Annotated in this window: 16 protein-coding genes and 4 pseudogenes; 8 read left to right on the top strand and 12 right to left on the bottom strand. The window is 71.0% G+C overall.

The window, feature by feature from the left end; translation table 11 throughout:
• Positions 1–111 precede the first annotated feature (111 nt).
• Entirely contained in the window at positions 112–906 is a 795-nt protein-coding gene (locus QA802_RS33595; RefSeq protein WP_334530735.1) for a hypothetical protein, read from the top strand.
• A gap of 243 nt (positions 907–1,149) precedes the next feature.
• On the opposite strand, the gene QA802_RS33590 is transcribed toward QA802_RS33595, so the two are convergent.
• A complete protein-coding gene (locus QA802_RS33590; RefSeq protein ID WP_443042308.1) occupies positions 1,150–2,130 on the bottom strand; it encodes a GntR family transcriptional regulator in 981 nt (326 codons plus the stop codon).
• 155 nt (positions 2,131–2,285) lie between these two features.
• On the opposite strand from QA802_RS33590, the gene QA802_RS33585 reads away from it, so the two are divergent.
• Entirely contained in the window at positions 2,286–3,134 is an 849-nt protein-coding gene (locus QA802_RS33585; RefSeq protein WP_334530730.1) for a (2Fe-2S)-binding protein, read from the top strand.
• A 347-nt stretch (positions 3,135–3,481) separates the two neighbouring features.
• Positions 3,482–4,549, top strand: a complete 1,068-nt coding sequence (locus tag QA802_RS33580; protein WP_334530727.1) for a DUF2637 domain-containing protein — start codon at positions 3,482–3,484, stop codon at positions 4,547–4,549.
• A 286-nt stretch (positions 4,550–4,835) separates the two neighbouring features.
• Here QA802_RS33580 and QA802_RS33575 read toward each other — a convergent pair whose 3' ends face one another.
• The 3 genes from QA802_RS33575 to QA802_RS33565 all read right to left on the bottom strand — a co-directional run bounded on the left by QA802_RS33575 (position 4,836) and on the right by QA802_RS33565 (position 7,771).
• Positions 4,836–5,243: an ATP-binding protein gene (locus tag QA802_RS33575; RefSeq protein WP_319168711.1), complete on the bottom strand. Its 408-nt coding sequence runs from the start codon at positions 5,241–5,243 to the stop codon at positions 4,836–4,838.
• 1,029 nt (positions 5,244–6,272) lie between these two features.
• Positions 6,273–6,794, bottom strand: a complete 522-nt coding sequence (locus QA802_RS33570) for a hypothetical protein (RefSeq protein WP_334530720.1) — start codon at positions 6,792–6,794, stop codon at positions 6,273–6,275.
• Positions 6,795–7,138: 344 nt separating this feature from the next.
• Positions 7,139–7,771, bottom strand: a complete 633-nt coding sequence (locus tag QA802_RS33565) for a hypothetical protein (protein WP_334530717.1) — start codon at positions 7,769–7,771, stop codon at positions 7,139–7,141.
• Between the two features lie 317 nt (positions 7,772–8,088).
• Here QA802_RS33565 and QA802_RS33560 point away from each other — a divergent pair.
• Together QA802_RS33560 and QA802_RS33555 are read left to right on the top strand one after the other, a co-directional pair.
• Positions 8,089–8,253, top strand: a pseudogene (locus QA802_RS33560) (helix-turn-helix domain-containing protein); the annotation flags it as partial.
• A 318-nt stretch (positions 8,254–8,571) separates the two neighbouring features.
• Entirely contained in the window at positions 8,572–9,561 is a 990-nt protein-coding gene (locus tag QA802_RS33555; RefSeq protein ID WP_334535034.1) for a hypothetical protein, read from the top strand.
• 115 nt (positions 9,562–9,676) lie between these two features.
• Here the strand turns inward: QA802_RS33555 and QA802_RS33550 are convergent.
• A pseudogene (locus QA802_RS33550) lies at positions 9,677–10,093 on the bottom strand (thiamine pyrophosphate-dependent enzyme); the annotation flags it as partial.
• A gap of 144 nt (positions 10,094–10,237) precedes the next feature.
• Between QA802_RS33550 and QA802_RS33545 the strand changes: the two are divergent.
• Positions 10,238–11,389 carry an ISAs1 family transposase gene (locus QA802_RS33545; protein WP_334518345.1) on the top strand — a complete coding sequence of 384 codons (1,152 nt, stop codon included), beginning with the start codon at positions 10,238–10,240 and terminating at the stop codon, positions 11,387–11,389.
• Between the two features lie 41 nt (positions 11,390–11,430).
• Here the strand turns inward: QA802_RS33545 and QA802_RS33540 are convergent.
• A pseudogene (locus tag QA802_RS33540) lies at positions 11,431–12,856 on the bottom strand (thiamine pyrophosphate-binding protein); the annotation flags it as partial.
• Positions 12,857–12,917: 61 nt separating this feature from the next.
• On the bottom strand, positions 12,918–14,414 hold the full coding sequence (locus QA802_RS33535) for a protein phosphatase 2C domain-containing protein (RefSeq protein WP_443042307.1): 1,497 nt from the start codon (positions 14,412–14,414) through the stop codon (positions 12,918–12,920).
• 1,418 nt (positions 14,415–15,832) lie between these two features.
• Between QA802_RS33535 and QA802_RS33530 the strand changes: the two genes are divergently transcribed.
• Positions 15,833–16,816: a helix-turn-helix domain-containing protein gene (locus tag QA802_RS33530; RefSeq protein ID WP_334530711.1), complete on the top strand. Its 984-nt coding sequence runs from the start codon at positions 15,833–15,835 to the stop codon at positions 16,814–16,816.
• 74 nt (positions 16,817–16,890) lie between these two features.
• Positions 16,891–17,373 carry a DUF456 domain-containing protein gene (locus tag QA802_RS33525; protein WP_334530708.1) on the top strand — a complete coding sequence of 161 codons (483 nt, stop codon included), beginning with the start codon at positions 16,891–16,893 and terminating at the stop codon, positions 17,371–17,373.
• 105 nt (positions 17,374–17,478) lie between these two features.
• On the opposite strand, the gene QA802_RS33520 is transcribed toward QA802_RS33525, so the two are convergent.
• The 5 genes and pseudogenes from QA802_RS33520 to QA802_RS33500 form a co-directional block, all read right to left on the bottom strand.
• A complete protein-coding gene (locus QA802_RS33520; RefSeq protein WP_443042211.1) occupies positions 17,479–17,952 on the bottom strand; it encodes a methylated-DNA--[protein]-cysteine S-methyltransferase in 474 nt (157 codons plus the stop codon).
• A 344-nt stretch (positions 17,953–18,296) separates the two neighbouring features.
• A pseudogene (locus tag QA802_RS33515) lies at positions 18,297–19,711 on the bottom strand (DNA-3-methyladenine glycosylase 2 family protein).
• Between the two features lie 271 nt (positions 19,712–19,982).
• Positions 19,983–21,218, bottom strand: a complete 1,236-nt coding sequence (gene rsgA, locus QA802_RS33510; protein ID WP_334530705.1) for a ribosome small subunit-dependent GTPase A — start codon at positions 21,216–21,218, stop codon at positions 19,983–19,985.
• Positions 21,219–21,638: 420 nt separating this feature from the next.
• Complete coding sequence (locus QA802_RS33505; RefSeq protein ID WP_334530703.1) at positions 21,639–23,120, bottom strand: cellulose binding domain-containing protein; 1,482 nt, start codon at positions 23,118–23,120, stop codon at positions 21,639–21,641.
• A gap of 248 nt (positions 23,121–23,368) precedes the next feature.
• Positions 23,369–24,688, bottom strand: a complete 1,320-nt coding sequence (locus tag QA802_RS33500) for a radical SAM protein (protein WP_334530701.1) — start codon at positions 24,686–24,688, stop codon at positions 23,369–23,371.
• Positions 24,689–24,723: the final 35 nt, after the last annotated feature.

The following is a 24,723-nucleotide window of genomic DNA, read 5'->3' as shown; positions in this document are numbered from 1 at the left end:
ACATCCCACGACTTTGTGAAATCTTTCACCCGCCCCCTTGGCCCGGTGCCTCCATTCGTGCTGAGATGCGCCCACCACTCACAGCTCGACGGCGCGCTCGGGGAGGGCAACGTGGCGCATTCCGCCATGTCTGGTACCGGAACGACCTCAGGTGACGATCCCGTCCAGACCGCGGTGTGGCGGCTGCGTTCACGCGCCTGCTGGGCGGACGCGGCGGCCCTGCTGCCACCCGACACGGCCGCGGGTGCGGTCCAGCGGGCCTCACTGATGGTGGAGCGGTGCCTGTACACCGAGCAGGGCTGGCAGGACGCCGAGGACGCACTGCGCACGGCGGAGGCTCTGGCCCACGACGACGAGGAGCGGGGCGCAGCCGCTTGTGAACGCGGGCACCTTGCCTACGCGGCCACGGTGCACAAAGTGCGCGACCGGGTGGACGAGGCCCGGGCCGCGCTCGGACGGGCGGCGGCGCTGATCCCGCCGGACGCTCCCGCACGGGCGCTGCTGGACTTCCGCAGGGGCCTGCTCGCGGAGAACATCGCCCGTTCCCCGCAGGCCGCGAGGGCCGCGTACCGGCGCGCCCACACCGCGGCCGCCGCACACTCCGACGCGCTGCTGCTGTCCTTCACCTGGCGTCATCTCGCCGGACTGTCCCTGCGTGAAGGGGAGTTGGCCGAAGCCCGGCACGGATTCGCGGAATCCCTGCGCATCCGCGAGGAGTTGGGCTACCTCGTCGGCACCGCTCCGGCGCTCGCCTCACTCGCCGACGCGGAGGTCGAACCGGAGGCCGCCCGCCTGCGGGAGGAGGCCCGCCGTCTCTTCCGCCTCCTGGGCGGTGTACCGACGTGGCTGGCACGCCAGTTGGCGCTCCCGGCGACATCGGCGACCCCCAGTCCGTCCGGCGCCTGAGTCACGATCCGGCCGGAAGCGAACGGCGACGCCGGGGAGGTCGGTCGGACCGGGTGCGGGGTCCGAAGCGGAGGCTTGGGCGGGCGGCGACGGGCTACGAGGCCGCAGCGGGGGTACGGGTGACGACGCCCCCCAGAGGGCGGTACGGAAACACACGGCGCGATGTTCGGAAACGGCTGTACCACCCGCAGGCGTTGCGAAGACAGAAAGAAGACAGAAAGCGGTCACGCAACGAACCGCTCTTTACTCACCCGTGCCGACGAAATGCTCCCGCAGCAACGCCTGCACCACTTCCGGCTCCCCCGCCGCCAGCGCCTCGAGCAACACCATGTGCTCGGCCGCGTCGGCGACGAGAGCCGCCCGGCCGGGCCCCGCCGGGCCGCCGACCAACGGCCACTGCGACCGCCGATGCAGGTCCTCGGCGATGCCGACCAGTTGCTCGTTGCCCGACAGCGCGAGGACCGCCCCGTGGAAGGCACGGTCGGCCTCCGCGTACGTCGCCCGGCAACCGGTGGCCGCCGCCCGCACGCTCGCCTCCGCGAGGGGCCTCAGCTCGGCCCACCGCTCGGCGGGCACGGTGCGGGCGAGCCTCATCAGCACGGGCACCTCGAGCAGCACCCGCACCTCCGCCAGCTCGGCCAGTTCACGGGCTCCCCGCACGATGACCCGGAAGCCCCGGTTCGGCACCACCTCGACGGCGCCCTCCAGCGCGAGCTGCTGCATCGCCTCCCGCACCGGCGTCGCGGACACCCCGAAGCGCTCACCGAGCACCGGCGCCGAGTAGACCTCGCCCGGCAGCAGCTCCCCCCTGACGAGCGCGGTGCGCAGCGCGTCGAGGATCTGGCCGCGCACCGAGGCGCGCTGGACGACCGGTCGGGACTGCTGCGCCGACCACCCCTCCTCCCGGCCGCAACCGAGAACGGAGGCGGGCACCGGGGCCGGAACAGAGGCCGCGGCGGGATTGGTGGCCGCGCCCGGATCGGGGGCGGGAGTCTCGCTGTGCGTGTGCTCCCCGCGGGCAGCGCCCGCCGGACCACACCGCTCGCGCTCCCCCCACTCGCCGTACTCGGCGGACCCGACGGACCCGCCGGACCCGACGGGACCAGCGGACCCGACCGGCCCGGCAGACCCGGCCCGCGACTGCACCGGCACCCGGGCACGGCCGTCATTCTGTTGTGAAACCGGTGTCCCTGTTTCCGTGAAGCCCTGCGCGCTGTGCTCCACGGGGCCTCCTCCGGCCTTGTCGGTACTTGCGGTCATTGCGGGTGGTTGTTACTCGCCCGTCAAGCACCTTAGGCGCACTGGCCGTCAGTTCAAATCCCGAGGACAGTGATTTAGGTTAGGCTTACCTGCAATCGCTTTCGAAACGGCGGTCCGCCATGCCCCCAGCTTCGTCGGCCACGGCCGAGGCCTACGCCCGTCTCACGGAGGCGCTGCCGGAGCTGACCGTCACGGAACTCGGGCACACGGAACCGTTTCCCGAGGGCGCCAGCTGGGTGCGGGCGGCGCAGCTGGCAGAGGGCGGACCAGCGCTGGAGGCCTTCCTCGCCTGGGACGACGACCAGGTCGTCCGTGACTACGGTCACCAAGCCCGTCCGGACGTGATCGCGACCTTCGGACTGCACCGGTACGCCTGGCCGGCCTGCCTGCTGATCACAGCCCCCTGGTTCCTGCACCGCCGGGTGCCCCGCTTCCCCGTGACGCACGTCTCGTACGACCGCACCGACGGCGGCATGCGGATGGCCGTCCGCCCGCCAACCTCCTTCGCCTGCCTGCCGGGCGACCCGGCGGCGCTCCTGCCGGGCGCCCGCGTCGTGCGGGACGAGGATGCGCTGCGCACCGAGGTACGGGCGGCGATAGCCGAGCACCACGACCCGGTGCTCGCCGGCTTCGGACCCCGTGCACGGCGTCGCGGCCGGGCCCTGTGGGGCATGGTGACCGACGAGATCGTCGAGGGCCTCTGGTACGTCGCCGAGCGGCTCGGCCCCGACGAGCACGAGCGGGCGAGAAGAGAGCTGGAACTCCTGCTCCCGGGCGCCACCCGCCCCTTCGTCGGCTCGGCGGCCTTCCGCGACATGGCCGGCCCGGACGGCGCGACTCTGCCGAGCCGCGACCGGGCGAGCTGCTGTCTGTTCTACACGGTGCGCCCCGAGGACACCTGCGCCACCTGTCCACGCACCTGCGACACGGCCCGGGTCACCAAACTCACCGCAGCCGACGCAGGCTGAGCACCCCTCAGGCGCCCCGGACCACGCCTCCGCCGAGACTCCGACGACTCCCCCGAGGACCAGCCACCACGAGGCGTCCCGTAAGATCACCTGGACGAGACCGCCCTACGGTTACACGCGATTCACAACTTTCTCACTCGTCACGGGAACTTTCCGTTGAACCACCCGTACGGGTAGTCTTATTCGAACTCAACTCCCGCCCCTCAAGCGGCAGTTCGAGCAGAACGTCGCCTTGGGCATCCCCTTGCACCTCCTTGGCGGCCTCTTGCCCCGAAACCCCCTGAGGGACGGCGGGATTGGGCCACTATGGCGGGCGTTACGCCCTATCCCAATGCAAGGGACCCCAGATGAGACTGACCGACATATCGCTGAACTGGTTGCTTCCGGGCGCCGTACTGCTCCTGGGCATGCTGGCGGCGGTTGCGGTGCTCGCGCGCGGCAAGCGCTCCTCGGGGGCAAGCGCGAGCGCGGACGACTCGTGGGAGCGTACCGAGGAGCGCCGCAGGCGCAAGGAAGCCATATACGGCACCGCCTCCTACGTCCTTCTGTTCTGCTGTGCGGCCGTCGCCGCGGCGCTCTCCTTCCACGGACTGGTCGGCTTCGGCGAGCAGAACCTCGGCCTCTCCGGCGGCTGGGAGTACCTGGTCCCGTTCGGCCTGGACGGCGCGGCCATGTTCTGCTCCGTGCTCGCGGTGCGCGAGGCCAGCCACGGTGACGCGGCGCTCGGCTCCCGGATACTGGTGTGGACGTTCGCCGGTGCCGCCGCCTGGTTCAACTGGGTGCACGCGCCCCGGGGCCTGGGCCACGCGGGCGCCCCGCACTTCTTCGCCGGCATGTCGCTGTCGGCAGCCGTGCTCTTCGACCGGGCGCTGAAGCAGACCCGCCGAGCGGCGCTGCGCGAGCAGGGTCTCGTGCCCCGCCCGCTGCCGCAGATCCGCGTCGTGCGCTGGGTGCGCGCGCCCCGTGAGACGTACAGGGCCTGGTCGCTCATGCTCCTCGAGGGTGTGCGCAGCCTGGACGAGGCCGTCGAAGAGGTGCGCGAGGACAAGGCCCGCAAGGAGGAGACCAAGCTGCGGCGCCGTGAGCAGCAGCGGGTCGAGCGGGCACAGCTGAAGGCGATCAGCCGAGGTCACGGCCGCTTCCCCGGCCGCGGCGGCGGCGGTGGCGGCGGCCGTCAGGTCGAGGCGCAGGCGGCTCTGGAACGGGCCACGGCCGAGCGGGTCGCCGCGGAACCTGCCATAGCGAACTCGGCGGAGCAACTGCCCGTGCGCTCACGGCCCTCCCTGCAGCCCGTCCGCCACGGTTCTGAGGCGTCGGCCACCGTCGACCTCACCGCCGAGGACGACACCATGGCCCTGCCGCGCCTGGACTCCCTGGAGCGCAAGCTCAAGGACCTGGAGCAGCAGTTCGGCTGACGACCAGCCAGGCATGTCGGGAAGGGGGCGCGACCGCAACGGTCGCGCCCCCTTCCCGTGACACAAGGCCCCACACCCCCGTCGACCCTGGTACGCCTTTTCGACCCAGGCCCCTTCTCCGAGACCACCGCCGTTTCCGCTGATCCCGCCGTTTCCGCTGTTGCGGCGTTTCGGCGTTTCGGCGTTTCATCCCGCCGTTTCCGGCGTTTTTCCGCCGTTCCCGCCCGACCGCTGTTTCCGCCGCTTCCTCTGTTTCGGCGCCCGTTCGCTTGCCGGGTTCGACGTTTCAGGCGGCTCCGGCTGCCAGCTCGAACCAGACGACCTTCCCGCCGCCCAGCGCCCGGACTCCCCAGGTGTCCGCGAGAGACTCCACCAGGATCAGTCCACGCCCGTGCGTTCCCTCGTCGGGCGTCGGCGCTCCCGGACGGGGCCTGCCGGCCGCACCGTCCCGGACCTCCACGCGCAGTCCGGACGGCGACACGGTGGCCGTCAGGAGCGCGTCTTCGTCGGTATGCACGAGCGCATTGGTGACGAGTTCGCTGGTGAGCAGTTCCGCGGTCTCGGAACGGCCGGGTTTCCCCCAGCCCCGCAGCAGCTCCCGCACCGCCCGGCGCGCCTCGGGCACCGCCCGCAGGTCGGCCCGTCCGAGTCGGCGCCTGAGCTGCGAGGCCCTGCTCTGTTCCGCCGCGGTCACAGCAGGATCCTGGCCGGCTTCCCCGGCGTCCACCGCCTCCCCCGTCCCACTCGCTCCTCCCGTACTTCTCGTCGTCGAGGTGCCCGCGATCGTTGCCGGACCGCTTCCCCGTGCCTGCCTTTCCATGGCCCCCGCCCGCGTGTCGATGTCGGTTCCCCTCCTGCTCGAACACGTTCACGGGGATCCATGCCCGATCGCCACCCGGCCAGTCATGTCGAATTGTCAACGACCAGGTGTTCGGCCATGTTCGGGCGGCGGAACGGGAGTTCCGGCGAGATGTCGAGCACCGCGGCCGTTCCGACGCAGCGGCCCGAGTCGCGGGACACCTTCCGACACGCAGCCCCTCTCCGGGAGCGGCGGCTCGAGGCCCTGCGTTTGCGAGAAGTCGCAACCGAGCGCATGGCACGGCCCCAGGTCACGCCGCGCCGACCCCTTGGAACAGCGGCCGTCGACAGGCCGGCACGCACCGGCCGAACATGCGTCATCCGAGCGTCACGGCCGGTCACGCTGCGACACCGGGTCTCAACGGCAATCGGTGGGAAACATCGTTCGAGAGCGGTGTCGTAAGCCAAAGGCCCTGGTCGACGTGCCTGTTGCGGTTGGTGAGACCGAGGTTTTGGGCATGTGTGCGCTACCGGTTCACCGTGCTCGCCGCCCCGGGAACGGGAGACGGACGGCTGCGAGCTCCGGCACGGTAACGCGGAACAACAGTGCGGGTGCGTTTCCCTTGAGGGAGCGCACCCGCACGACCGGCTTCCGCCGGCCCATCCAATCGTCCGTACGACCGCCCGCCGACCGCCCTCCCCTCCATCGGTCCTACACACCTCGGAGGGCAGCTGACCGCCGGCCCTCGGCACGCAGGCTTACACACCTCTGCCGACCTGGCCGTAGTCGGGGAAGGGCAGTGACGGTTGGGACCGGACGCGAGGTTGGCCTGAACCCAACGGGTCCCGGTGATTCCGTGGAGTGGCGGGACCCGGTACGTTGCGGTGGCCACGGTGGGCCCGGTGGGTCGCGGTAGGCCGGTTCCTAGCCGACCTCAGCCCCCCTCGTGCCGATGTGGAAGATCTTGTGGCTCTCCCGGCTCATGTCGACGATGAGCTGGGTGGTGTGGTCGCCGCCCCAGGTGAGCGTGACGACGGCCTCCGTGTAGTTCGCCGTACCGTTGTCGGTCACGTTCCACGCGAGCGGGACGTTCTGCGCCTGAAGGACGCCGTTGGCGTGGTTCTTGTCCTCCCAGGCCTGCAGCTCCTTCTGGAATGCGGAGGTGAGGTAGTGCTTGCGGAGATCGTCCGCGAGCTTGCCGTCCTCGTCGATGACCGCGTCGATGTAGGCGCCGTAGAAGTTCGCGATACGAGTGACGTTGTCGGACGGCTTCCCGCTGACGCTGCGCGAGCCGCCGGCGGACGCCTGTGCCGTCGCCCCGAGCCCGAGAACCAGGGCAAGCCCGGCGGCAACGGCCGTCCGGCGGGTGGTGCGCAGCCGGGTCGAGCTCTTGACCCCCGCGGTGGCCTCGACGGTCTGAACGGTCTTGTCGGTCTCGGTGCTCATGTTCGCGTTCCCCGTTTGTCTTGTATGTCTTGTATGTCTTGTGTGTGCAGACCGGATGGTCCGTCCGGTTCGGCGGTTCTGGGTCGGTGCTTGCCGTGCAGTGGTTCTGTGGTTGCGGTGATTCGGTGTGGTGCGCCCGTTGGACGGGTGTTGCGCGGGGCCGCCGCCGCTCCCGACCCCCGTGGCGGGAGCGGCGGCGGCCCCGGCGTTCTCAGTGGTCTGCCACGGCGTCGACGGCCATGTGGTCCGACGGCCGGGCGGCGCTCCGCCCCCGTCGGACGGGCCGTCCCGGCGTGCGACCTGGGCGAGCCGTGCCGGATGTACGAGCCGTGCGGTGCGTGCCGTCAGTGGAGCTTGTTGACGGCTGTGACGGTCGTCTTCTTGAAGGCCTTCACCGGGGCGTCGTCGAAGTCGCCCATCTGGCCCCAGTCCACGACCGTGACCGTGGTGCCGTCCCGGCCCACGGAGAGAAGGCGGATGTCGGTCGCGCCCCAGGACGTCGCGGTGTGCAGGCCGTAGACGTGAGCGCCCTCCTCGACGTCTAGCTTCCCGTAGTCCTTGAGGGCGGCCTCGACCTCCGGGTCGGCCCGCTCGATACGCACGGGGCAGGACTTGATGTCCTTGTTGATTCGCGCGTACCGACCCTTCGCCGCGCTGACGGTCGCGTGCTTGACGCTGACCTGACGGGCACTCGCGTCGAGGTCGGTCCGGAAGTCCCGGTACCAGGAGTTCCGGCCGTCGCCCAGCGCCGCGCCGAGGCAGCGGTCCAGCTCGCCCTCGGGCGATACGCCGGCGGTGATCCTGCCCGACGTCCACGTCGAACTGGGGTGCGGAGGAAGGTCCGCCGCCGAGAGGAAGCCGGGCGGCTTCGGTGCGGCTGCGCCCGCCGGCGCGGCGAACACGGCGCCGAACACAAGGCCGGCGGCGGATAGTGCGGCGAGTCCGGTGAGCATGCGCGCTCGGGTGTGCTTGACCATGGATGTCCCCCGTGGGTGAGATCTGGACCAATAAGTGCCGTGACTCAACGAGTGCGAGATCGGCGGGTACACGTATGGGCGAGTACGGGAATCAATGAATGCGTCGGTCGGTGAAAGCGCGGGCGTGGGGTGTCGCTGCGAGGCCGATCGGTCGGTTCGGCTCTGGTCGGTGCGACACCCAGAGCATCGGCCGTCTCCAGGGCCGACTGCAACGGTCTTCGCCCGATCGGCCGCCGTGGAACCATCCCAGCGCTTCTGACGTGCAGGTATACGGGTGCCTGGGATGACCGCCCGGGCGGGACGAGCACGGGGGAACGGTGTCGACCGACGACAGTGCAGGCGAAGTGACCGAGTTCGCGGCGCTCCTGACCGAGCTGAAGGGGCGTACGGAGCGCAGCTACGGCTCTCTCGCCCGCAGGCTGGGCATGAACACCTCGACTCTGCACCGCTACTGCGCGGGGGAAGCGGTTCCACAGGATTTCGCCCCCGTCGAGCGGCTTGCGGAGTTCTGCGGAGCAACGCCGGAGGAACGACTCGAGCTGCACCGACGGTGGCTGCGAGCGGTAGCGGCCAGACAACGGCCCCGGGGCACCGCGGCAGACACAAGGGAAACCCCTGAGCCTCCGGAAACCCCAAACTCCCAGGCAGGCGACGAGGTAACAGAGGCAACCCGAACACGCCGCACGACCCGGGAAAGAACCGAAACCCCCAGCACAGGCACAGCGCCGGAAAACTGGGAAGCAGCGGTCACAGCAGGGAGCGCGGAAACCTGCTTGCAACCGTCTACCCCGGTTTCGCCAGTGGTGCAGATCCAGAAACAGAGTGCGCAACACGACCAGCAGGCGCTTCCCCGCCCTTGGTACCGCAGCCGGCGCACCACGGTCCTCGTCGGCGTCGCCTGCGCGCTCCTCGCCACCCTGGGCACGCTCTCCGCGCTGCCCGGCGGCGGCCACCGACCGGCTCCCGTCGACGCGGCCCGCTCGCCCGCGCCGGTCTCCGTCACGCCGACTGGGACAGCCGTTCCAGACCGTTCCTCCACCTCCACCTCCACCTCCTCCGTGTCGCCCAGGCCCAGCACGACTTCGCCCGTCTCCGCGTCGGGCAGCGCCTCTCCCTCACAGGGCGCCGCTCCCATCGGCGGCGAGAACACGGCCGCGGACAGCGGTGTGCCACTCGCCTGGACCGCCGACTCCCAGGTCTGGGCGCTCGGTTGCAGTCATGACTACGTCATCGACAAACCACCCGCGCTGGTTCCCCCGCCCCCGGCGGAACAGGACGCCGGCCCCTGGGCAACGGCGCAGGGCGCTGTGCACGGGCGGGAGACCAACGTCGAAATCTCGGTGCAGGGCCGCAGCTCAACGGCTGTCGTGCTGACGGCGCTGCGCGTACGGGTCGTCGGCCGTGCCGCACCGGAGCCGGGCACGGTGTACGCCATGGACCAGGGTTGCGGCGGCTCGCTCAGCAAGCGTTACTTCGCGGTCGACCTGGACAAGGATCGTCCCGTGGCGCACTCTGTCGCCGGCAACGACGCCGGTACGCCGATCCCCGCGGTGAGCCTTCCCTACCGTGTATCGAGCGAGGATCCGGAGGTGCTGCTCGTCACGGCGCGGACCGAGAACTGCGACTGCAACTGGTATGTCGAGCTGGACTGGTCTTCTCAGGGCCGTTCCGGCACAGTGCGCGTCGACGACCACGGCAGCCCGTTCCGCACGAGCGGCATCAAGGGGCAGCCCCGCTACTGGTACGGCTCGGCCGAAGGCGAACGCCGATGGGTTCCGGCAGCCGACTGACCCCGCCGGTGCCGCGACCACGCGACGGCTCACCGGGCCGACGGTCCGCATGGCCGACCACGCATCGTACGGGTAGCCCGCCCGCCCGCGCTGCGCCGCCGGCCGGGCTGCGTCGTCAGAGGCGCGGCACGTTGCGCAGGTCGGAGCGGGCCATCTGCAGCATCCGGCCCGCTCCACCGTCGAGAACGATCTCCGAGGCGGACAGGGCGAACCCGCTCACCATGTCGGCGCTGATCTTCGGCGGGATGGACAGGGCGTTGGGATCGGTGACGACGTCGACGAGGGCCGGAGCATTATACCGGAAGGCGTCCCGCAGGGCCACGGCCAGCTTTTTGGGCTTCTCGACCCGCACGCCGTGAGCCCCTCAGGCACGTGCCACGGCCGCGAAGTCGGGATTCTTGTTCGTGGTGCCGTACGACGGCAGACCGGCGACCAACATCTCCAACTCCACCATGTCGAGTGAGGAGTTGTTGAACAGGACGACCTACACGGGCAGGTCGTCCTGGACGAGGGTCAGGAAGTCGCCCATGAGCCAGGGCGATTGCAAAGTCGCGGTGATCTCGTGAGTGTGCAGGTCACGGCGGTGTGACGATGCCGGGAGGGTGCGCGACCGGACGCAACGAAGCTCCGTTGCGGAGGTGACCTTGCCAAGTCGCCTGCGCCCAACGGAGCTTCGATGTGCCGTCAGTCTGCCACCGTCTGTCTGGTCAAGTCGCCCACCCGTCAGCACTGTGCGACGGGTCCGCTGGCCGAGCGGCTGGCCACGCTGGCCGATCCGCGGTGCCGGCGCGGGAAGCGTCACCCCTTCGTGGCAGTACTGCTGATCGTCTGCTCCGCTGTGGTGACCGGGGCGAGTAGCTTCGCGGCGATCGATGAGTGGGCCACCGACGCCCCGCAGGACGTTCTGGCCCGGCTCGGCGCCCGCACCGCGACCGCTCTGGCCGTCCGGGTCCCACCCAGTGGCGCGACGATCCGCCGGGTCATCAAGGACACCTGCCCCGGCGGTCTGGCCGACCTCCTCGGCCACGACCCGGCCGGCGCGGACACCCTCGCCGTGGACGGCAAGAGCGCCCGCGGCTCGCGCCTCGGCGCCACCCAGGCCGCCCACCTGCTGGCCGCGATGACCGGCACCGGAATGACCGTCACCCAGCTCCGAGTCCCGGAGAAGACGAACGAGATCACGTGCTTCGCCGCTCTCCTGGACCCCTATGACCTGCAAGGAGTCACCGTGACCGGCGATGCTCTCCACACCCAGCGCGACCACGCCCGCTTCCTCGTCGAGGCGAAGAAAGCGCACTACGTCTTCACGGTGAAGCGGAACCAGAAGAACCTCTACGAGCAGTTGCGAACGCTGCCCTGGGGCGAGGCGACGGCGAAGTTCTACGACCGAACCACCGGCCACGGCCGCAAGGAAACCCGGGTCGTGCAGGCCCTGACCGTCACCGACCTCGGCGTCGACTTCCCCCACGCCGCCCAGGTCGCCAAGGTCGTACGCCACCGCACCGACGCCAAGACCGGTAAGCAGAGCCGCGAGACCGTCTACGTCATCACCGACCTGACCAGCCGCCAGGCATCCCCGGAACGCATCGCGAAGATCCTGAGGGCGCACTGGGTGATCGAGAACAGGCTCCACTTCGTCCGGGACACCGCCTTTCGCGAGGACGCCTCGAAGATCCGCACCGGGCACGGCCCGGAGAACATGGCCACCCTGCGCAGTTTCGCCATCAACCAGCTCCGCAACGCCGGCCACACCAACATCGCCGCCGGACTCCGCACGACAGCCCTCCGCCCCTACGAGCGGCCACTGGCACTCCTCGGACTCAACTGACCTGCGCCAACACACGATCAACGGACTTTGCAATCGCCCTGGCCCATGAGCATGGAGAAGCCGCCGTCCCCGGACATCGCGACCACCTGACGGTGGCGGTCGGTGAACTGTGCGCCGATCGCCATCGGCAGGGCGTTCGCCATCGAGCCGTGAGTGAAGGAACCGATGACCCTACGGCGGCCGTTGCTCGTGAGGTAATGCGCCGCCCAAACGTTGCACATGCCTGTGTCGACGGTGAACACGGCGTTTGGGCCGACGAGTTCGTCGAGGACGGCGGCAACATACTCCGGGTGGATGGGAACGTGTTTCTCCACTTTCCGTGTATACGCCTTCACCACCCCCTCCAGCGCATCGGCATGCTTCTTCAGCATCCGGTCGAGGAAGCGCCGACTCTCCTTGGCCCGTACACGGGGAATGAGGCAGCGCCACGTTTCGCGTACATCGCCCCACACCGCGAGATCCAGTGTGGAGCGGCGGCCGAGGTGTTCGGGCCGTACGCCGACCTGGGCGATCCGGACGTCGTCGGGAAGGAAGGCGTTTTTACGGAAAATCGGTTCCGAGCAGGATCACAAGGTCGCTCATGTGTGGCCTCGTAGGCGGCGCCGTAGCCGAGGAGGCCGCTCATACCGACGTCGTAAGGGTTTCGTACTGGCCATACCTGCACACGTCAGCCGAGCAGCTCGTCAGCTCACGCCGCCCGCTGGGCAGCCGCAACGTACATACCGTCGCAGGAGTTGTCGTACTGGATCCATACCTTGCCGCGCAGCGCGTGCCCGACAAGAGACTTGACCTTTCCGACGAACTCCATGACCTCGGCGTGCGCGCCCGCCGTGCCGCTTCCGCAGAAAAGGGTCACCTTGTCGGCGGCGTCGATCATCTCGACGAGCGCGTCGATCTCGGCGTCGCCAGGCCGGACCGTGGCGCGAGTGGTGACGAGAGCGGTTTCGACTGCCTTCTCCGGGGCCGGCTGATCAGCGCGACGTCACCGGGAAGCAACACCACGCTGACCCGCTGCGGCCGACCGCGTTCTGAATGGCGGTGTGCAACAGCCGGGGCATCTGTTTCGAACTGGAGATCAGCTCGCTGTAATGGCTGCACTCGCGGAACAACTGGTCCGGATGCGCTTCCTGGAAGTAGCCGAGGCCGATCTCACTGGAGGGGATGTGCGACGCGAGGGCGAGGACGGGGGCCATCGAACGGTGGGCGTCGTAGAGACCGTTGATGAGGTGGATGTTGCCGGGCCCGCAGGAACCCGCGCATGCGGTGAGCTTTCCGGTTCTGCGCTTCCGCGCCGGCGGCGAAGGCGACCGCCTCCTCGTGGCGGACGTGGGTCCAGTCCACGGCGGGGTTGCGGCGCACCGCGTCCACCACAGGGTTGAGGCTGTCGCCCACCACGCCGTAGAGGCGTCGCACGCGCGCGCGGGCGAGGATGTCCATGAACTGTTCGGCGACGTTCTGCTCGGCCATGGATCGACGCCCCTTCGGTCGCTGCCGGGTTCTCCCCTCCACAGTGGCCGCGACGGGCCGCTCACGCCTCCCAGACGGCCGCCGCGGTCCGGTCGTCGGCGTAGCCCTTCACCCTCACCTGGGTGTCGGCGAGGAAGGCGGCCAGACCGGGCGGGGTGGGGCCCGACCAGCGTCCCGTCAGATAGGCGGACAGTTCCGGCTCGCCGCGCAGGGGGTCGGCGAAGCCCCCGGTGCACATCAGGAGCGTGTCCCCGGGGCGGGCTACCGAGGCGCGGAAGCGGAACGGCTCCCAGGGTGGTTCGGGGGCCGGGTCGTAGGGGGTCGGGGGCTTCGGGACGCCCAGGTCCATGGTGAGCCGGTCGCCCTCGGGCGTCTCGGCGGGCAGCGAACCGAACCCGACGACCGGCTCGCCGGCGGCCTCGCCGGCCCGTGGCTCGATGTCCCGCCACACGCCGCCGCGCAGCCGGAACAGTCCGCCGCCGCCGACGCCGAAGAACACGCGCGTGCGGCAGTCCGGGTCGGCGGGCAGGAGGAGGCAGCGCAGCGTCGCCGCGTACTCCTCCGGTTGGAGGCCCTGCTCGGCGGCGCTGGCGCGGAGCCGGCCGAGACTGCGGTCAGTGAGGCGGTGCAGGCCCGACTTCAGGTCGCCGCGCCGGGCCGCGCGGATGTCCTGCGCCAGTCGGACGTGACTGCGGCCCACGGCCCGCCCGATCCACTGACACACCTCGGCGGCCGCCCGGTGTGCTCCCGGTGTCGCCCGGGCGCCGGTCGCCATCGCGACGAGGATCAGCGCGTGCTCACCCGTGCCGAAGCGGGCAGTGAGAAGCGAGTCGCGGCGCGGCTCGCCCCGGTAACGCGCGGAATCACCCCGCACGGACACCGCCCGCAACGCGCACGCCCCGTACCTGGCGCCGTCCAGGACGGTGTCGGCGACCAGATCGTCCAGCTCGTCCGGATCGGCGGGCGGCAGAGCAGTGGGCTCGGGGTCGTAGGTGGGCGGGCCGGAGCCCACGTAGTCCTTGGAGCCGAGGGTGACGGGGAAAGGCAGGACAGGGAGCGCGGGAACGGTGGGGGGACGACCGGGCTCCTGCCCGGACCCGACTCGGGGATCGGGGGCGCCGCGGGCGTCGGGCACCCGCCCGCGTTTCGGGAGCGCCTGAGCAGCCGCCTGTCGGCCCCGTCCATCGGGCCCCGCGGCGGCCGGGTCGCCTACGGCCGCCGCCGCGTCGGGGGCGGCCAGGGAGTCGGCAGCGGCCGGGGAGTCGGGCACCGTCGAGGGTGCCGCTGTGCCGCCGGTGGGGGCGGTCGGAAGCCGCGGGATGTGTGCCGGACGGGGCGGCACCGTGGGCGGCGGCGGGGCTCCGGTGGTGCCGCGCTCGCCGAGCGTGCCGAGCGCTTCGTCGGCGGAGGCCGGTGTCGGGGGCGGGACAGTGGGCGGCGCGGGCGGCAGGACCGTCATGGGTGGTCCGGCGGCTGACGCCGTCTCCGTCGACGTACGGACGCTCGTCGCGGACGACCCGGGGTCTGAGGGCGGCCGCTCGGCGAACCCCGGCGGCAGTGGGCCGGACGGAAAGTTCGAGGGACCTGATGGGGAGCCGGACGGCGGTTCCCAGGGAGCGCGATGCCGCTCCTGGGAACCGGCGCCCGGGGCGACGTCGGCCGTTTCCGCGCGGAGGGCCGCACCTGTTTCTGCTGTTCCTGCGCCGCGCGCCGTAGGTACGTCGAAAGGTGTTCCTGCGTTGTCGGCGCCCGAACCCGTCTCGACAGAGGTTCCCCGCGCCGGCAGGTTTCGCGGGTTCGGGCCTGCATCGACCCCTGCGTCCCCCTCTGGACCGTCCTGCCCGGCCGCTGGCTCCGGACCCCGTGGGGCATCCGCCCCGGGAACAGGTTCAGTAACGGATTCGCAAACGGGCTCGGATCCCGCCTGGGAAACTGGTTCACAAACGGGCTCAGGAACGGGATCCCCACCAGGCTGAGAATCAGTTTGTCGACCGGGCTCGGCAACAGGGTCAGTAAACGATCCCCCAACGGGTCGGGCCACGGGTCCACCTCGCGGCGACGGCACCGCGGAACCGGTTGCCGACGGCGTTCCCGCCCTCGTGTCGTCGTCCTGCGGAGTCCACCAGTCGACGCCCCCACCAGAGCCCCTGCGCCCGTCGCGCGGAGCCGGCACAGGGCTCGCACTTCGCGAACCGGACGAGAACCCGTCCCCATCGCTACTGCCTCCCGTGTCACCGGCACGGCCTGCGCCGGGAGCAGAGCCGGCACCGTGTGGGGGACTCGTGCTGCCCTGGCCGCCGTCCTCCCCCCTGTCCGCGCCTTCCGCCGCGCCCGCGGAGCGCACCGCACCCGCGGCCGAGGCGAAGCGGTCGTCGAGGGAGTCGGCTCCGGGCGCCGGGCCCGTGTCCTCGGTGGCGTCGTCGTACAACTGCCCCCACCAGTCGTCCTCGTGACCGGTGGGCCTTCCCCCCTGCTGGCTCATGTCCCCGATTGTCCACCGCGCGGGCCGTATGAAAACGGGGCATCCGCAAATTGCGTCCTGGCTGACCGCGTCAGACTGCATGCCGAGCGATGTTCTGCACACCACTGTGACCAAAGGGGTCAAAAGTCGCCGGACGGTTCCACCCCCCACGGGAGAACCGTCCGGCGACCGGGGTGACCCGGGCTCATATCCCCTGTGCGCCCCTGCGCGCGTCAAGAGTCCGGATCACGTTTCTCGGAAACCTCGGAGCACGGCCTGGTGACCGGCCGTTCCGGGTCTGCGCGGCGTTCCGGAGATCCGCTGTGGATTTCAGAGGATGATCACGGGTTTCGCCGTCGCCCACACCTTGGCAGAGTGACCGTCGGTACGGCGATGATGTACGGCGGCGGGTTTACGCCGTGGCTGTTTCCCGCCAGTCACGCGACGTGACATCACACAGGGACCGTCAGAAACGCTCATGAAACGTGGGAAACGAGAGGGATGGGCGGCACCTGATGCTGAGAGCGATAGGGCTCGACGAGACGCACGAGTCGGCGTACCGGGAGCTGGTGTCCGTGGGCGCGGCCGACGTGCCCCACCTGGCGCGCCGGCTGACCCTCGGCGAGCACGACACGGAACGCGCTCTGCGCCGACTGGAACGACATGGCCTGGCCGCCCAGTCCTCGGGTCGCCCCGGACGCTGGGTCGCCGCTCCCCCGGGCGTCGCCCTGGGCGCCCTGCTCACCCAGCAACGTCACGAGTTGGAGAAGGCCGAACTGACGGCGGCGCTGCTGGCCGAGGAGTACCGGGCGACCTCGACCGAGCCGACGGTGCACGATCTGGTCGAGGTGGTGACGGGCGCCGCCGCCGTCGCCCAGCGCTTCCTGCAGATCCAGCTCGGGGCGAGCCGCGAAGTGTGCGCCCTGGTCACCGGTACCACGGTGGCCGTGACCGGCAGCGAGAACGACGCGGAGAAGCAGGCGACGGCCCGTGGGGTGCGCTACCGCGTCGTCCTGGAGCGGGCCGTGCTCGACCAGCCGGGCGGCATGACGGAGGTGACCGCCGCGTTGGGGCGGGACGAGCAGGTGCGGGTGGTGGACGAGGTACCGACGAAGCTGGTGATCGCCGACCGCTCGCTGGCGCTCGTACCGGTGAACGGCAGCCCGGCCGAGCCCGCGGCGCTGGTGGTGCACGCCAGCGGGCTGCTGGAGCTGCTGTCCGGCCTGTTCGAGTCGGTGTGGCAGGTGGCCTTGCCGCTGCGCTGCGGTGCGGTCGGTGTCGCCGAGCAGGGGCCGGACGGTCCTGACGCCGCCGACCTGGAGATCCTCTCCCTGCTGCTCGCCGGGATGACCGATGCCAGCGTGGCCAAGCAGCTCGATGTGGGGCTGCGGACCGTGCAGCGCCGGGTGAAGAGGCTGATGGAGCTGACCGGGGCGTCGACGCGGCTGCAGCTGGGCTGGCACGCGTACGAGCGCGGCTGGGTGACCCGCGAGCGCTGACCGCTGCGACGCTCCCGGCACCACCTCTTGACTCTTGACCTGCGTGTTCTCTCCGGCTCGGGCACCCTGGGCAGATGGGAGTGTGGGAACTCCTGCTGGTCGCAGTGGTCGTTCTGCTCGGCCTGTGCGGAGTGCTGGTGCCTGGCGTGCCGGGGTCGTGGCTGGTGTGGGCCGCGATCCTGTGGTGGGCGCTGGAGGATCCGCAGCCGGTCGCCTGGGCCGTGCTGGTGGGCGCCACGGTGGCCTTGTTCGTTTCGCAGGTGGTGCGCTGGTCCCTGCCGCCACGCCGGCTGCGCGAAAGCGGCGCCACCCCCCGGATGGCGGTGTTCGCCGGACTCGGCGCGTTTCTCGGCTTCTTCCTGATCCCCGTGCTCGGCGCCATCCCCGGGTTCATGGGTGGCGTCTACCTCTGCGAACGCCTTCGTCTGGGCCGGCACGGTGAAGCGCGGGCCGCCCTGCGCAGAGCGATGCGCTCGGGCGGCTCCAGCATCCTCACGGAACTGTTCACCTGCCTGCTGATCATGGGCGCATGGCTCGGTGCGGTGTTGTGGGGTTGACGTCACGTCCCGGGGCAGGTCCCCACCGAGCCACAGCCAGGCCCGTGGAGTGGATGGCCGCACCGTGCGGTCCTCGGCGGTGCCGGGCCGGTAGGACGGGGCTGGTCAGAGCCGCGCGCGGAGCGAGCCCTCCAGTGTCAGCAGGCGCACCTTGCGGTCGAGGCCTCCGGCGTACCCGGTCAGCGAGCCGTCGGCGCCGATGACGCGGTGGCAGGGGCGCACGATCAGCAGCGGGTTCGCCCCGACGGCCCCGCCTACGGCCCGCACGGCCATCCGGGACGCTCCGAGTTGGGCGGCGACCTCGCCGTACGTCGTGGTCGCACCGTAGGGGACGGAGTCGAGGGCGGCCCACACCCGCTCGCGGAACGCGGTGCCCGCACTGCGCAGCGGCAGCCGGAACTCCTTCAGCTCGGCGGCGAAGTAGGCGGCAAGCTGCTCCTCGGCCGAGCGGAAGGGCCCGCGATCGTGCCGCCAGCCCTCCTGGACGGTCCGTCCGCCCTTCTGCCCGGGCACGGAGAGGCTGGTCAGCGCGCCGTCGGGATCCGCGGTGAGCAGCAGGGGGCCGAGCAGGCTCTCCACACGCGTCCAGTACGTCGGACCGCTCGACGTCGAGCCCGCAGAGCCCGTCGAGCCTGTCAGCCGTGCGGTTTCTACACTTTCTATGGTTTCCGCGGCTTCTATGCTTTCCGCGGTTTCCGCTGTTTCCATCAGGCGACCGGATCGCGTCGGAGGCATGGAGGGGGACGAGTTCATCGCGTGGGTCGGCTCCATCGGGTGTATCGGGTGCATCGGCTCCGTCGAGTGTGTCAGGTCGGTCGAGGCAGGCGGTTCGCTCAGATCCTTCGGTGGGGTCAGGCCGATGAAGTCCGTCGGGCCCGTCAGGTCTGTGGAGTCGGTCGAGCCGCTCATGGCGGCAGGTTCGGTCATCGTTCCTCCGCGGTGCGCAGGTGGTGCGCGGCGTACGTGCGCCAGGGGCGCCAGGTGTCGGGCGCGTCCACGCCGGGTGGGGCGACGTCGGGGTCACCGAGGGCACGGGCACGGATCTCCGCGACGACGCCGGCGTCCAGGTCGGGCAGAGCGAGCAGTGCCTCCTGGACGTCGTCCCGGTCGGCTCCGGCGTCCAGGCGTACGGCGCCGTCGGCAAGGGCCGCGGCGAGCGCGCCCAGAGGGCCTTCGGGCTCGGCCTCCGCCAGGACGGCAGGCTCGGGAAAGAGGCGGGTGAGAGAACCGCAGGGCGCGTCCAGAACCTTGCCGTAAGCGCGTACGAGTCTTTCGGCCTCCGCTTGTCCCACGAGCGCCCGGATCGCGTACTCCTCCCGGTCTGCCGCCCCCGGGGCGCGCAGCCCTGGCCGGGCGCGGATCAGCGGGGCGAGACGTGGATCCACGCTCAGCCGCTCGTCGACGGCGTAGGGGTCGGCGTCCAGATCGAACAGCCGTCGCAGCCGCTGGACGGCAGTGGTGAGGTCACGGAGGTCGGTGAGGTACAGCCGGGCGTCGAGCCAGCCGCCGGGGTGCACGTCCGCGGCCCGGCCCGCACGTCCGGTGCGCCCGCCCCCGAACTCGCCCACGCCGGCGATACCGGTGCCGTGCGGCAATCGCAGCGTACGGCGGCAGGTGCGGGAGCCGACCGGCCCGCTCATCTCCTCCACCCCGGCCACCGCCTGGCGGTGCAGCAGGTCGAACACGGCGGCGCAGTGGTACGGGCCGCGGTGGGCGAGCCGCAGCGGAATCCCGGCGGACGGTGTGACGGCGGACGGTGTGACGGCGGCCCTGGCCGTGCGCACCGCAGCCCGCAGTGCGGTCGGAGTGGACGCGTACACGGCTCGGACGGTGTCGTTGAACTGGCGCACACTGGCGAAGCCGGACGCGAAGGCGATCTCGGGGTCACCGGCAGACCGGTCGTCTGCAGCAGGACCCGCGCGGTGTGGGCGCGCTGCGCCCGGGCGAGGGCGACCGGTCCCGCCCCCAGTTCGGCGGTGAGCTGTCGCTGGATCTGGCGAGCGCTGCAGCCGAGCCGTACGGCGAGCCCGGTGACGCCTTCCCGGTCGACGACTCCGTCGCCGATCAGCAGCATGGCCCGGCCGACGACGTCGGCGCGCGCATTCCAGGCCGCCGATCCCGGGACGGCGTCCGGCCTGCACCGCCGGCAGGCCCGGAAACCGGAGCCCTGCGCGGCGGCGGCCGTCGCGAAGAAACGCACGTTACGGCTTTTCGGCGTCACGGCGGGGCAACTGGGCCGGCAGTAGGTGCCGGCGGTCTCGACGGCGAAGAAGCATTCGCCGTCGAACCGGGCGTCCCTGCTGCGAACCGCCTCGTAACGGTTGTCCTGGTCCGTCATGGGTCCCAGTCTTCGCCCGTGACGGAAACCCTGCTGGGGGAAATCGGACGTGACGCTGAAGGACAGAAATGAGGAGGGAATCAATTACCGGGTCGGCTGGTCGGCGGACACGGAGAAACGTCTCGTAACGAGACGGGAAACCGGTTCCAGCCGCCGGAGTCCGGACACCGTTGTCCCACCAGGCGTCCGGCCGCCCTCGAGCCGCCGTCAGACCGGAACCGCCTCCGCCCAGCCCGGAACCTCCGCAGTCAGCGTCCGGCCTCCCCCGACGTCACCGCGGCGGAGCGGGCCGCCACGGGCCGCGTCCGCGCTTGGCTTCCGCGGCGGCACGGCCCTCGGCCTGCCTGCGCTTCCAGTCCTGGCGGACGTCGGCGCGCAGGCGGGCGTCGGACTTGGCGACGATCCACTGATTCTCCCGGACGAGTTTGCGGTAACTTTCCATCCGCCGCTGCGACAATTCCCCCTCGTCGACGGCCGCCCGCACCGCGCACCCCGGCTCGGACTCGTGCGCGCAGTCGTGGAACCGACAGCCCCGTGCGAACTCCTCGATCTCCGAGAAGACCCGTCCGACCCCGGCTCCGGCGTCGAAGAGGCCGACGCCGCGCAGACCCGGCGTGTCGATGAGAACGCCCCCGTCGGGCAGCAGCAGCAGATTGCGGGTCGTGGTGGTGTGGCGCCCCTTGCCGTCCTGGTCGCGAATGGCCTGGACGCCCATCACATCGGCGCCCACCAGGGCGTTCGCGAGCGTCGACTTGCCCGCACCGGAGGCCCCGAGCAGCACGGCGGTGCCGCGCCCCAGGATGCCGGCCAATTTCTCGACACCCTCGCCGTCGCGGGCGCAGAGGGTGAGCACGGGCACTCCGGGAGCGCCGGCCACGACGTCCTCGACGAGGTGGGACAGCGCGACCGGGTCGGATACCAGGTCGGACTTGGTGAGCACGACGACGGGCTGGGCGCCGGACTCCCAGGCCAGCGCCAGGAATCGTTCGACGCGGCCGAGGTCGAGTTCGACGGCGAGCGACATCGCGACGACGGCGTGGTCGACGTTGGCAGCGAGGATCTGTCCCTCGGACCGCTTGGAGGAGGTGGAGCGCACGAAGGCGGTACGGCGCGGGAGGAGCGTCCGTACGTAACGCGGGTCTTTGCCCTCGGGATCGACGGCGGCCCAGTCCCCCGTGCAGACGACCTTCATCGGGTCGTGCGGGACGACGAACTCGGTGTCGGCGCGGACGACGCCCGCCTCGGTGACGACGTCGCAGAGGCCGCGGTCGACCCGGACGACACGGCCGGGCAGGAGCCCCTGCGCGGCATGAGGAGCGAACGCGGCCGCCCAGTCGTCGTCCCAGCCGTACGGGGTGAGCGGATGCGGCGAAGCTGCAGACGGGGCAGAAGCCGATGGGCCGGAGGCCGACGGGACGGAAGCCGAAACAGAAGAACCGGTTACCGCAGCGGCGTCGGAGGGAGCGGAAACCGATGCGGAGGAAGCCGAAGAGGCGGAGAAAGACAAGGAAAACCCTTCACAGGGCGATCCCGGCAGCGTTCGGCGGTGCGAAAACGCTTACCCGCGCGAAGCGGAGAGGAAGAAGGTCAGCCGGAGACCGCGGAGGTGGTGTGAACGATCGTCTGGTCGCTGCGGACAGCGCCCTTCAAGGCGACAGTCATGGGTCCCACCTCCGTTTCGCGTTCAACTGGCAGCGGCGGCCTTCGGCCCCGCGCAAGGCTCCCTCAGCATAGGGACGCCCCCAGGCGGACGCCACCGGATTTCCGGTGGCCTTCCACGAGTGCGGCCCCCGGTTCGCCCGACGCCCTGGCGGGGGCGGAGTTGAGCCGCCGCCCCTCCGGCCGGGGTGGCTTCAGAGGCTGCGCCCACCGCAGCCGCCACAGCACCTGGCCGCGAGGCAAACGCTTCCGTCCCGGCCCCTTGGGCTCACTTCCCCGCGCACGCCTGCCCGTTGAGGCTGAACGCGTACGGCGCGGTGTTCTTCCCCTGCCAGGAGGCGAGGAACCCGAAGGTGAGGGTGCCGTTCGCCGCGACCGTCCGGTTGTAGTCGGCAGCGGTGGCCGTGACCCGGGAGCCGTCCTGGGCGAGGCTCGCGTCCCACATCTGGTCCACCCGCTGACCGTCGCGGAAGGACCACGCCACCTGCCAGGCGTCGAGAGCGTGGGCGGTGGTGACGGTGACGGTGGCCTGGAAGCCGTCCGGCCACTGGTTGACCAGGTCGTACTGGACCTCGCAGGCCGCGTCCTCCGCACCGGCACCGGTTCCGGCTGTGGCCGAGGAGGTGCCCTGCGGCTCGGGATCGGGCTTGGCGTCGTCGCCCGTCCCCGTCGTCGGCGAGCCGCTGGCCGAGGGCTTCGGGGCGGACGAGGACGGCGCGGCGGAGCTGGCCGGCGCGGCCGACGGCACGCGGGCACCGGGACCGGCCACCGGACTGCTGTCCGTGGGGCCGGTCTTGGCGAGGCTGTCGCCGCCGCCACCGGGCATCATCGACACGGCGAGCGCCAGTCCGGAGACGAGGACGGCGGTGACGAGAAGCCCGTTGCGCCGCAGCCGCGCCTTGTTCGCCGCGGCCCGCGCTGCAGCGCCCTCGGGGTCCGGCGCGGCGGGGCTGCCGCCGCCGCGGCGCACCTCGGCCGCGCGGCGGCGGCGTTCGAGGTAGGCGAGACCGCCCCAGCCGATCACGCCCTGGGCGAGGGCGGCGGGCAGTCCCCCGCCGTGCAGCCGCAGACAGGCCGCGGCCTCCGCGCACTCCACGCAGGTGGCGAGGTGCCGGGAGAGGTCGGGGGGCGTGTCGGCGGCGGGCGAGCGGGTGACGGCGTCCAGGAGCCGGACGTAGCTACGGCACTCCGCGTCCATCGGGGTGTCGAGATGATTGCGGTGACAGCGGTCTCGAAACAGACCGCGAACCTCGTTCAGCTCCTCCACCGCGGCAGACTGGTCCAGGCCCTGGCGGCGGACGACGGCCTGCAGCGGCAGCGCCTCCACCTCCGTCAGCCACAGCAGTGCGGCGTCCGGTTCCTGCATGTCGCGCAGGCCGCGCAGGGCGATGGGACGGCTCAACGGCGGCCCGACGTAGCGTGCGGCCTTGTCGGAGTTCAGCCACAGGCGCAGGTCGGGGTCGAGTTTGTGGCCCTGCCCGCGGGCCTCCCAGTCTGCCGCCGTGGCGCGCACGGCGGTCAGCAACAGGGGGATCCTGGGCAGCCGGGAGGAGCGGCGGCCGGCGCCGCGTGCGGTACCGGTCTCGGCGGCGCGGGCCTCGCGTATGCCGAGTGCGAACGCCTCACGGGCCAGTTGGTTCGCCGCGGTCGAGCCGGACGTGCACAGATCCGCGTACGACAGGACGGCGTCCCAGCACTCGGAGAACAGCGCGGCCTCAGCGGCGTCCTTCGGGGTCGGCAGGTCGGGCATGGGTCTCCTGCATCCACAAGCAAGGTCAACTCACCATGAGGGCAATGGAGTTGGGGGGAACCTCGCGGCAGGGGCAGAGCTTTTCACGTTACCGACACAACTGACAAGCGCCCGGTTCAGATGTCATGTAAAGACACCAGGACAGGGAAGGACGGAGGCTGCCGCGCCCGTTGCTCCGGCCAGTGGTACGGGCGCGGGCCGCCCTGCGTTCACCACCGAGGCCATGTTTTCTCAACCGGTTGCCGGGACTATACGGTCGCCCCGTCCTGCGCCGGAAGACTGTCCATGAAGGAACTCACGGAGAACACCGCCCGGCCGGGTCCGGGCGGGCCGTACCCGGGCGGCGAGGAGAGCCCGAACTCGTCCATGGCGGCGCGGTAGGCCTGCAGCAACCGGATGTGGTACTCCAGCGGCGCGCCCTGCGGGTTGGCCTTGCCGAGCGGGGTGGTGGGCTCCGGGCACCAGGTGGTGAAGCGGGGCGTGATGCCGTGCGACATGAAGAAGCGCAGCCCCTCCGTCGTGGAGGCGATGGCCTCGTCGACAGTCGTGAAGCCGAACGGCTCGGCCATCTCGACCCCCGCGACGAAGTTGGGGATGACGTTGCGCGCGCCGAAGACGTCCGCCGAGTCGAGGATCCGCCGGTGCCACTCGTCGCGGCCTACGTAGCGCTCCTTGCCCGGGCAGTACAGCTCGAACAGACGGCGGTCCCACACCTCGTAGTTGGGGTGGTAGATCTGCACCCCGTAGTCCTTGAAGCGCTGGACGTCGTCGCGGGGCAGCGCCTGGGCGACGACCTTGCCGATCCAGCGGCCGGGGAAGTGCTCCTCGATGGCCTTGGCGTAGCGGCCGTAGAAGTCGGCCTCGTCGCGCCCGCCGACGGTCTTGGTGATGGCGCCGCCGGTGAGCGTGTAGGCGGTGGAGGCCTTCTGGGTGTCGTAGCGGTCGATGATCTCCAGCGCCTCGAGGACCTCGTCGACGTCCTTGACGCCCGTGTAGGGGCGGCCTGCCGCCTTGTGCTGGCGCCAGTTGTGGTTGATGTCGCAGTATTGGCACTCCTCCTTGGCGCCGAAGTACTGGCACACCCGGAAAACGGTCAGATAGATGAGGTAGCCCCACTGGATGGTGGGGGCGACCTCCATGACGGACTTCCCGTTGGAGAGCTTGTGCCGGTAGTACTCCGGCATCGGCGGCACCCCGACGTCGGCGATGCGGCTGCCGTCGAGGTAGAGGCCGAGCAGCCCGTCGTCGTCCGCGGCGACGCGGTACGGCGAGGACGGGTTCACCCGGACCGACACGACCGTGCGCCGCAGGTCGTACGGGCCACCGGTGAGGATGATCTCCTCCGGTGGGCGGCGCAGCGCCGCCTCGCCGAGCTCGGGCAGGGTGCCGTGGTCGAAGGAGAAGATGAAGTAGGACTTCGGCTTGACCTCTCCCGACTCGTTGTCGCTGAGCGCAAAGGGGTCGAAGGCCACGCCTCCGCGCAGCAGGTCCTCCTTGAAAACGGCTTCCCGCGGAACATGCGGAAACCGCCCCATCAGATCTTCGACCAGCGCGGTACGGCTGCCCATCCGTCTCTCCTCCCGGCTCAGGCGTACGGCTCCTC

Origin of the sequence: Streptomyces sp. B21-105 (assembly GCF_036898465.1) — a bacterium.
GTDB lineage: Bacteria > Actinomycetota > Actinomycetes > Streptomycetales > Streptomycetaceae > Streptomyces.
This window is presented reverse-complemented; position numbering and strand designations above follow the sequence as displayed.

Coding starts and splice junctions, on each gene's coding strand:
- QA802_RS33585 (WP_334530730.1), top strand. CDS start 2,286: ATGCCCCCAGCTTCGTCGGCCACGGCCGAGGCCTACGCCCGTCTCACG.
- QA802_RS33580 (WP_334530727.1), top strand. CDS start 3,482: ATGAGACTGACCGACATATCGCTGAACTGGTTGCTTCCGGGCGCCGTA.
- QA802_RS33570 (WP_334530720.1), bottom strand. CDS start 6,794: ATGAGCACCGAGACCGACAAGACCGTTCAGACCGTCGAGGCCACCGCG.
- QA802_RS33565 (WP_334530717.1), bottom strand. CDS start 7,771: ATGGTCAAGCACACCCGAGCGCGCATGCTCACCGGACTCGCCGCACTA.
- QA802_RS33545 (WP_334518345.1), top strand. CDS start 10,238: ATGTGCCGTCAGTCTGCCACCGTCTGTCTGGTCAAGTCGCCCACCCGT.
- QA802_RS33530 (WP_334530711.1), top strand. CDS start 15,833: ATGCTGAGAGCGATAGGGCTCGACGAGACGCACGAGTCGGCGTACCGG.
- QA802_RS33525 (WP_334530708.1), top strand. CDS start 16,891: ATGGGAGTGTGGGAACTCCTGCTGGTCGCAGTGGTCGTTCTGCTCGGC.
- QA802_RS33505 (WP_334530703.1), bottom strand. CDS start 23,120: ATGCCCGACCTGCCGACCCCGAAGGACGCCGCTGAGGCCGCGCTGTTC.
- QA802_RS33500 (WP_334530701.1), bottom strand. CDS start 24,688: ATGGGCAGCCGTACCGCGCTGGTCGAAGATCTGATGGGGCGGTTTCCG.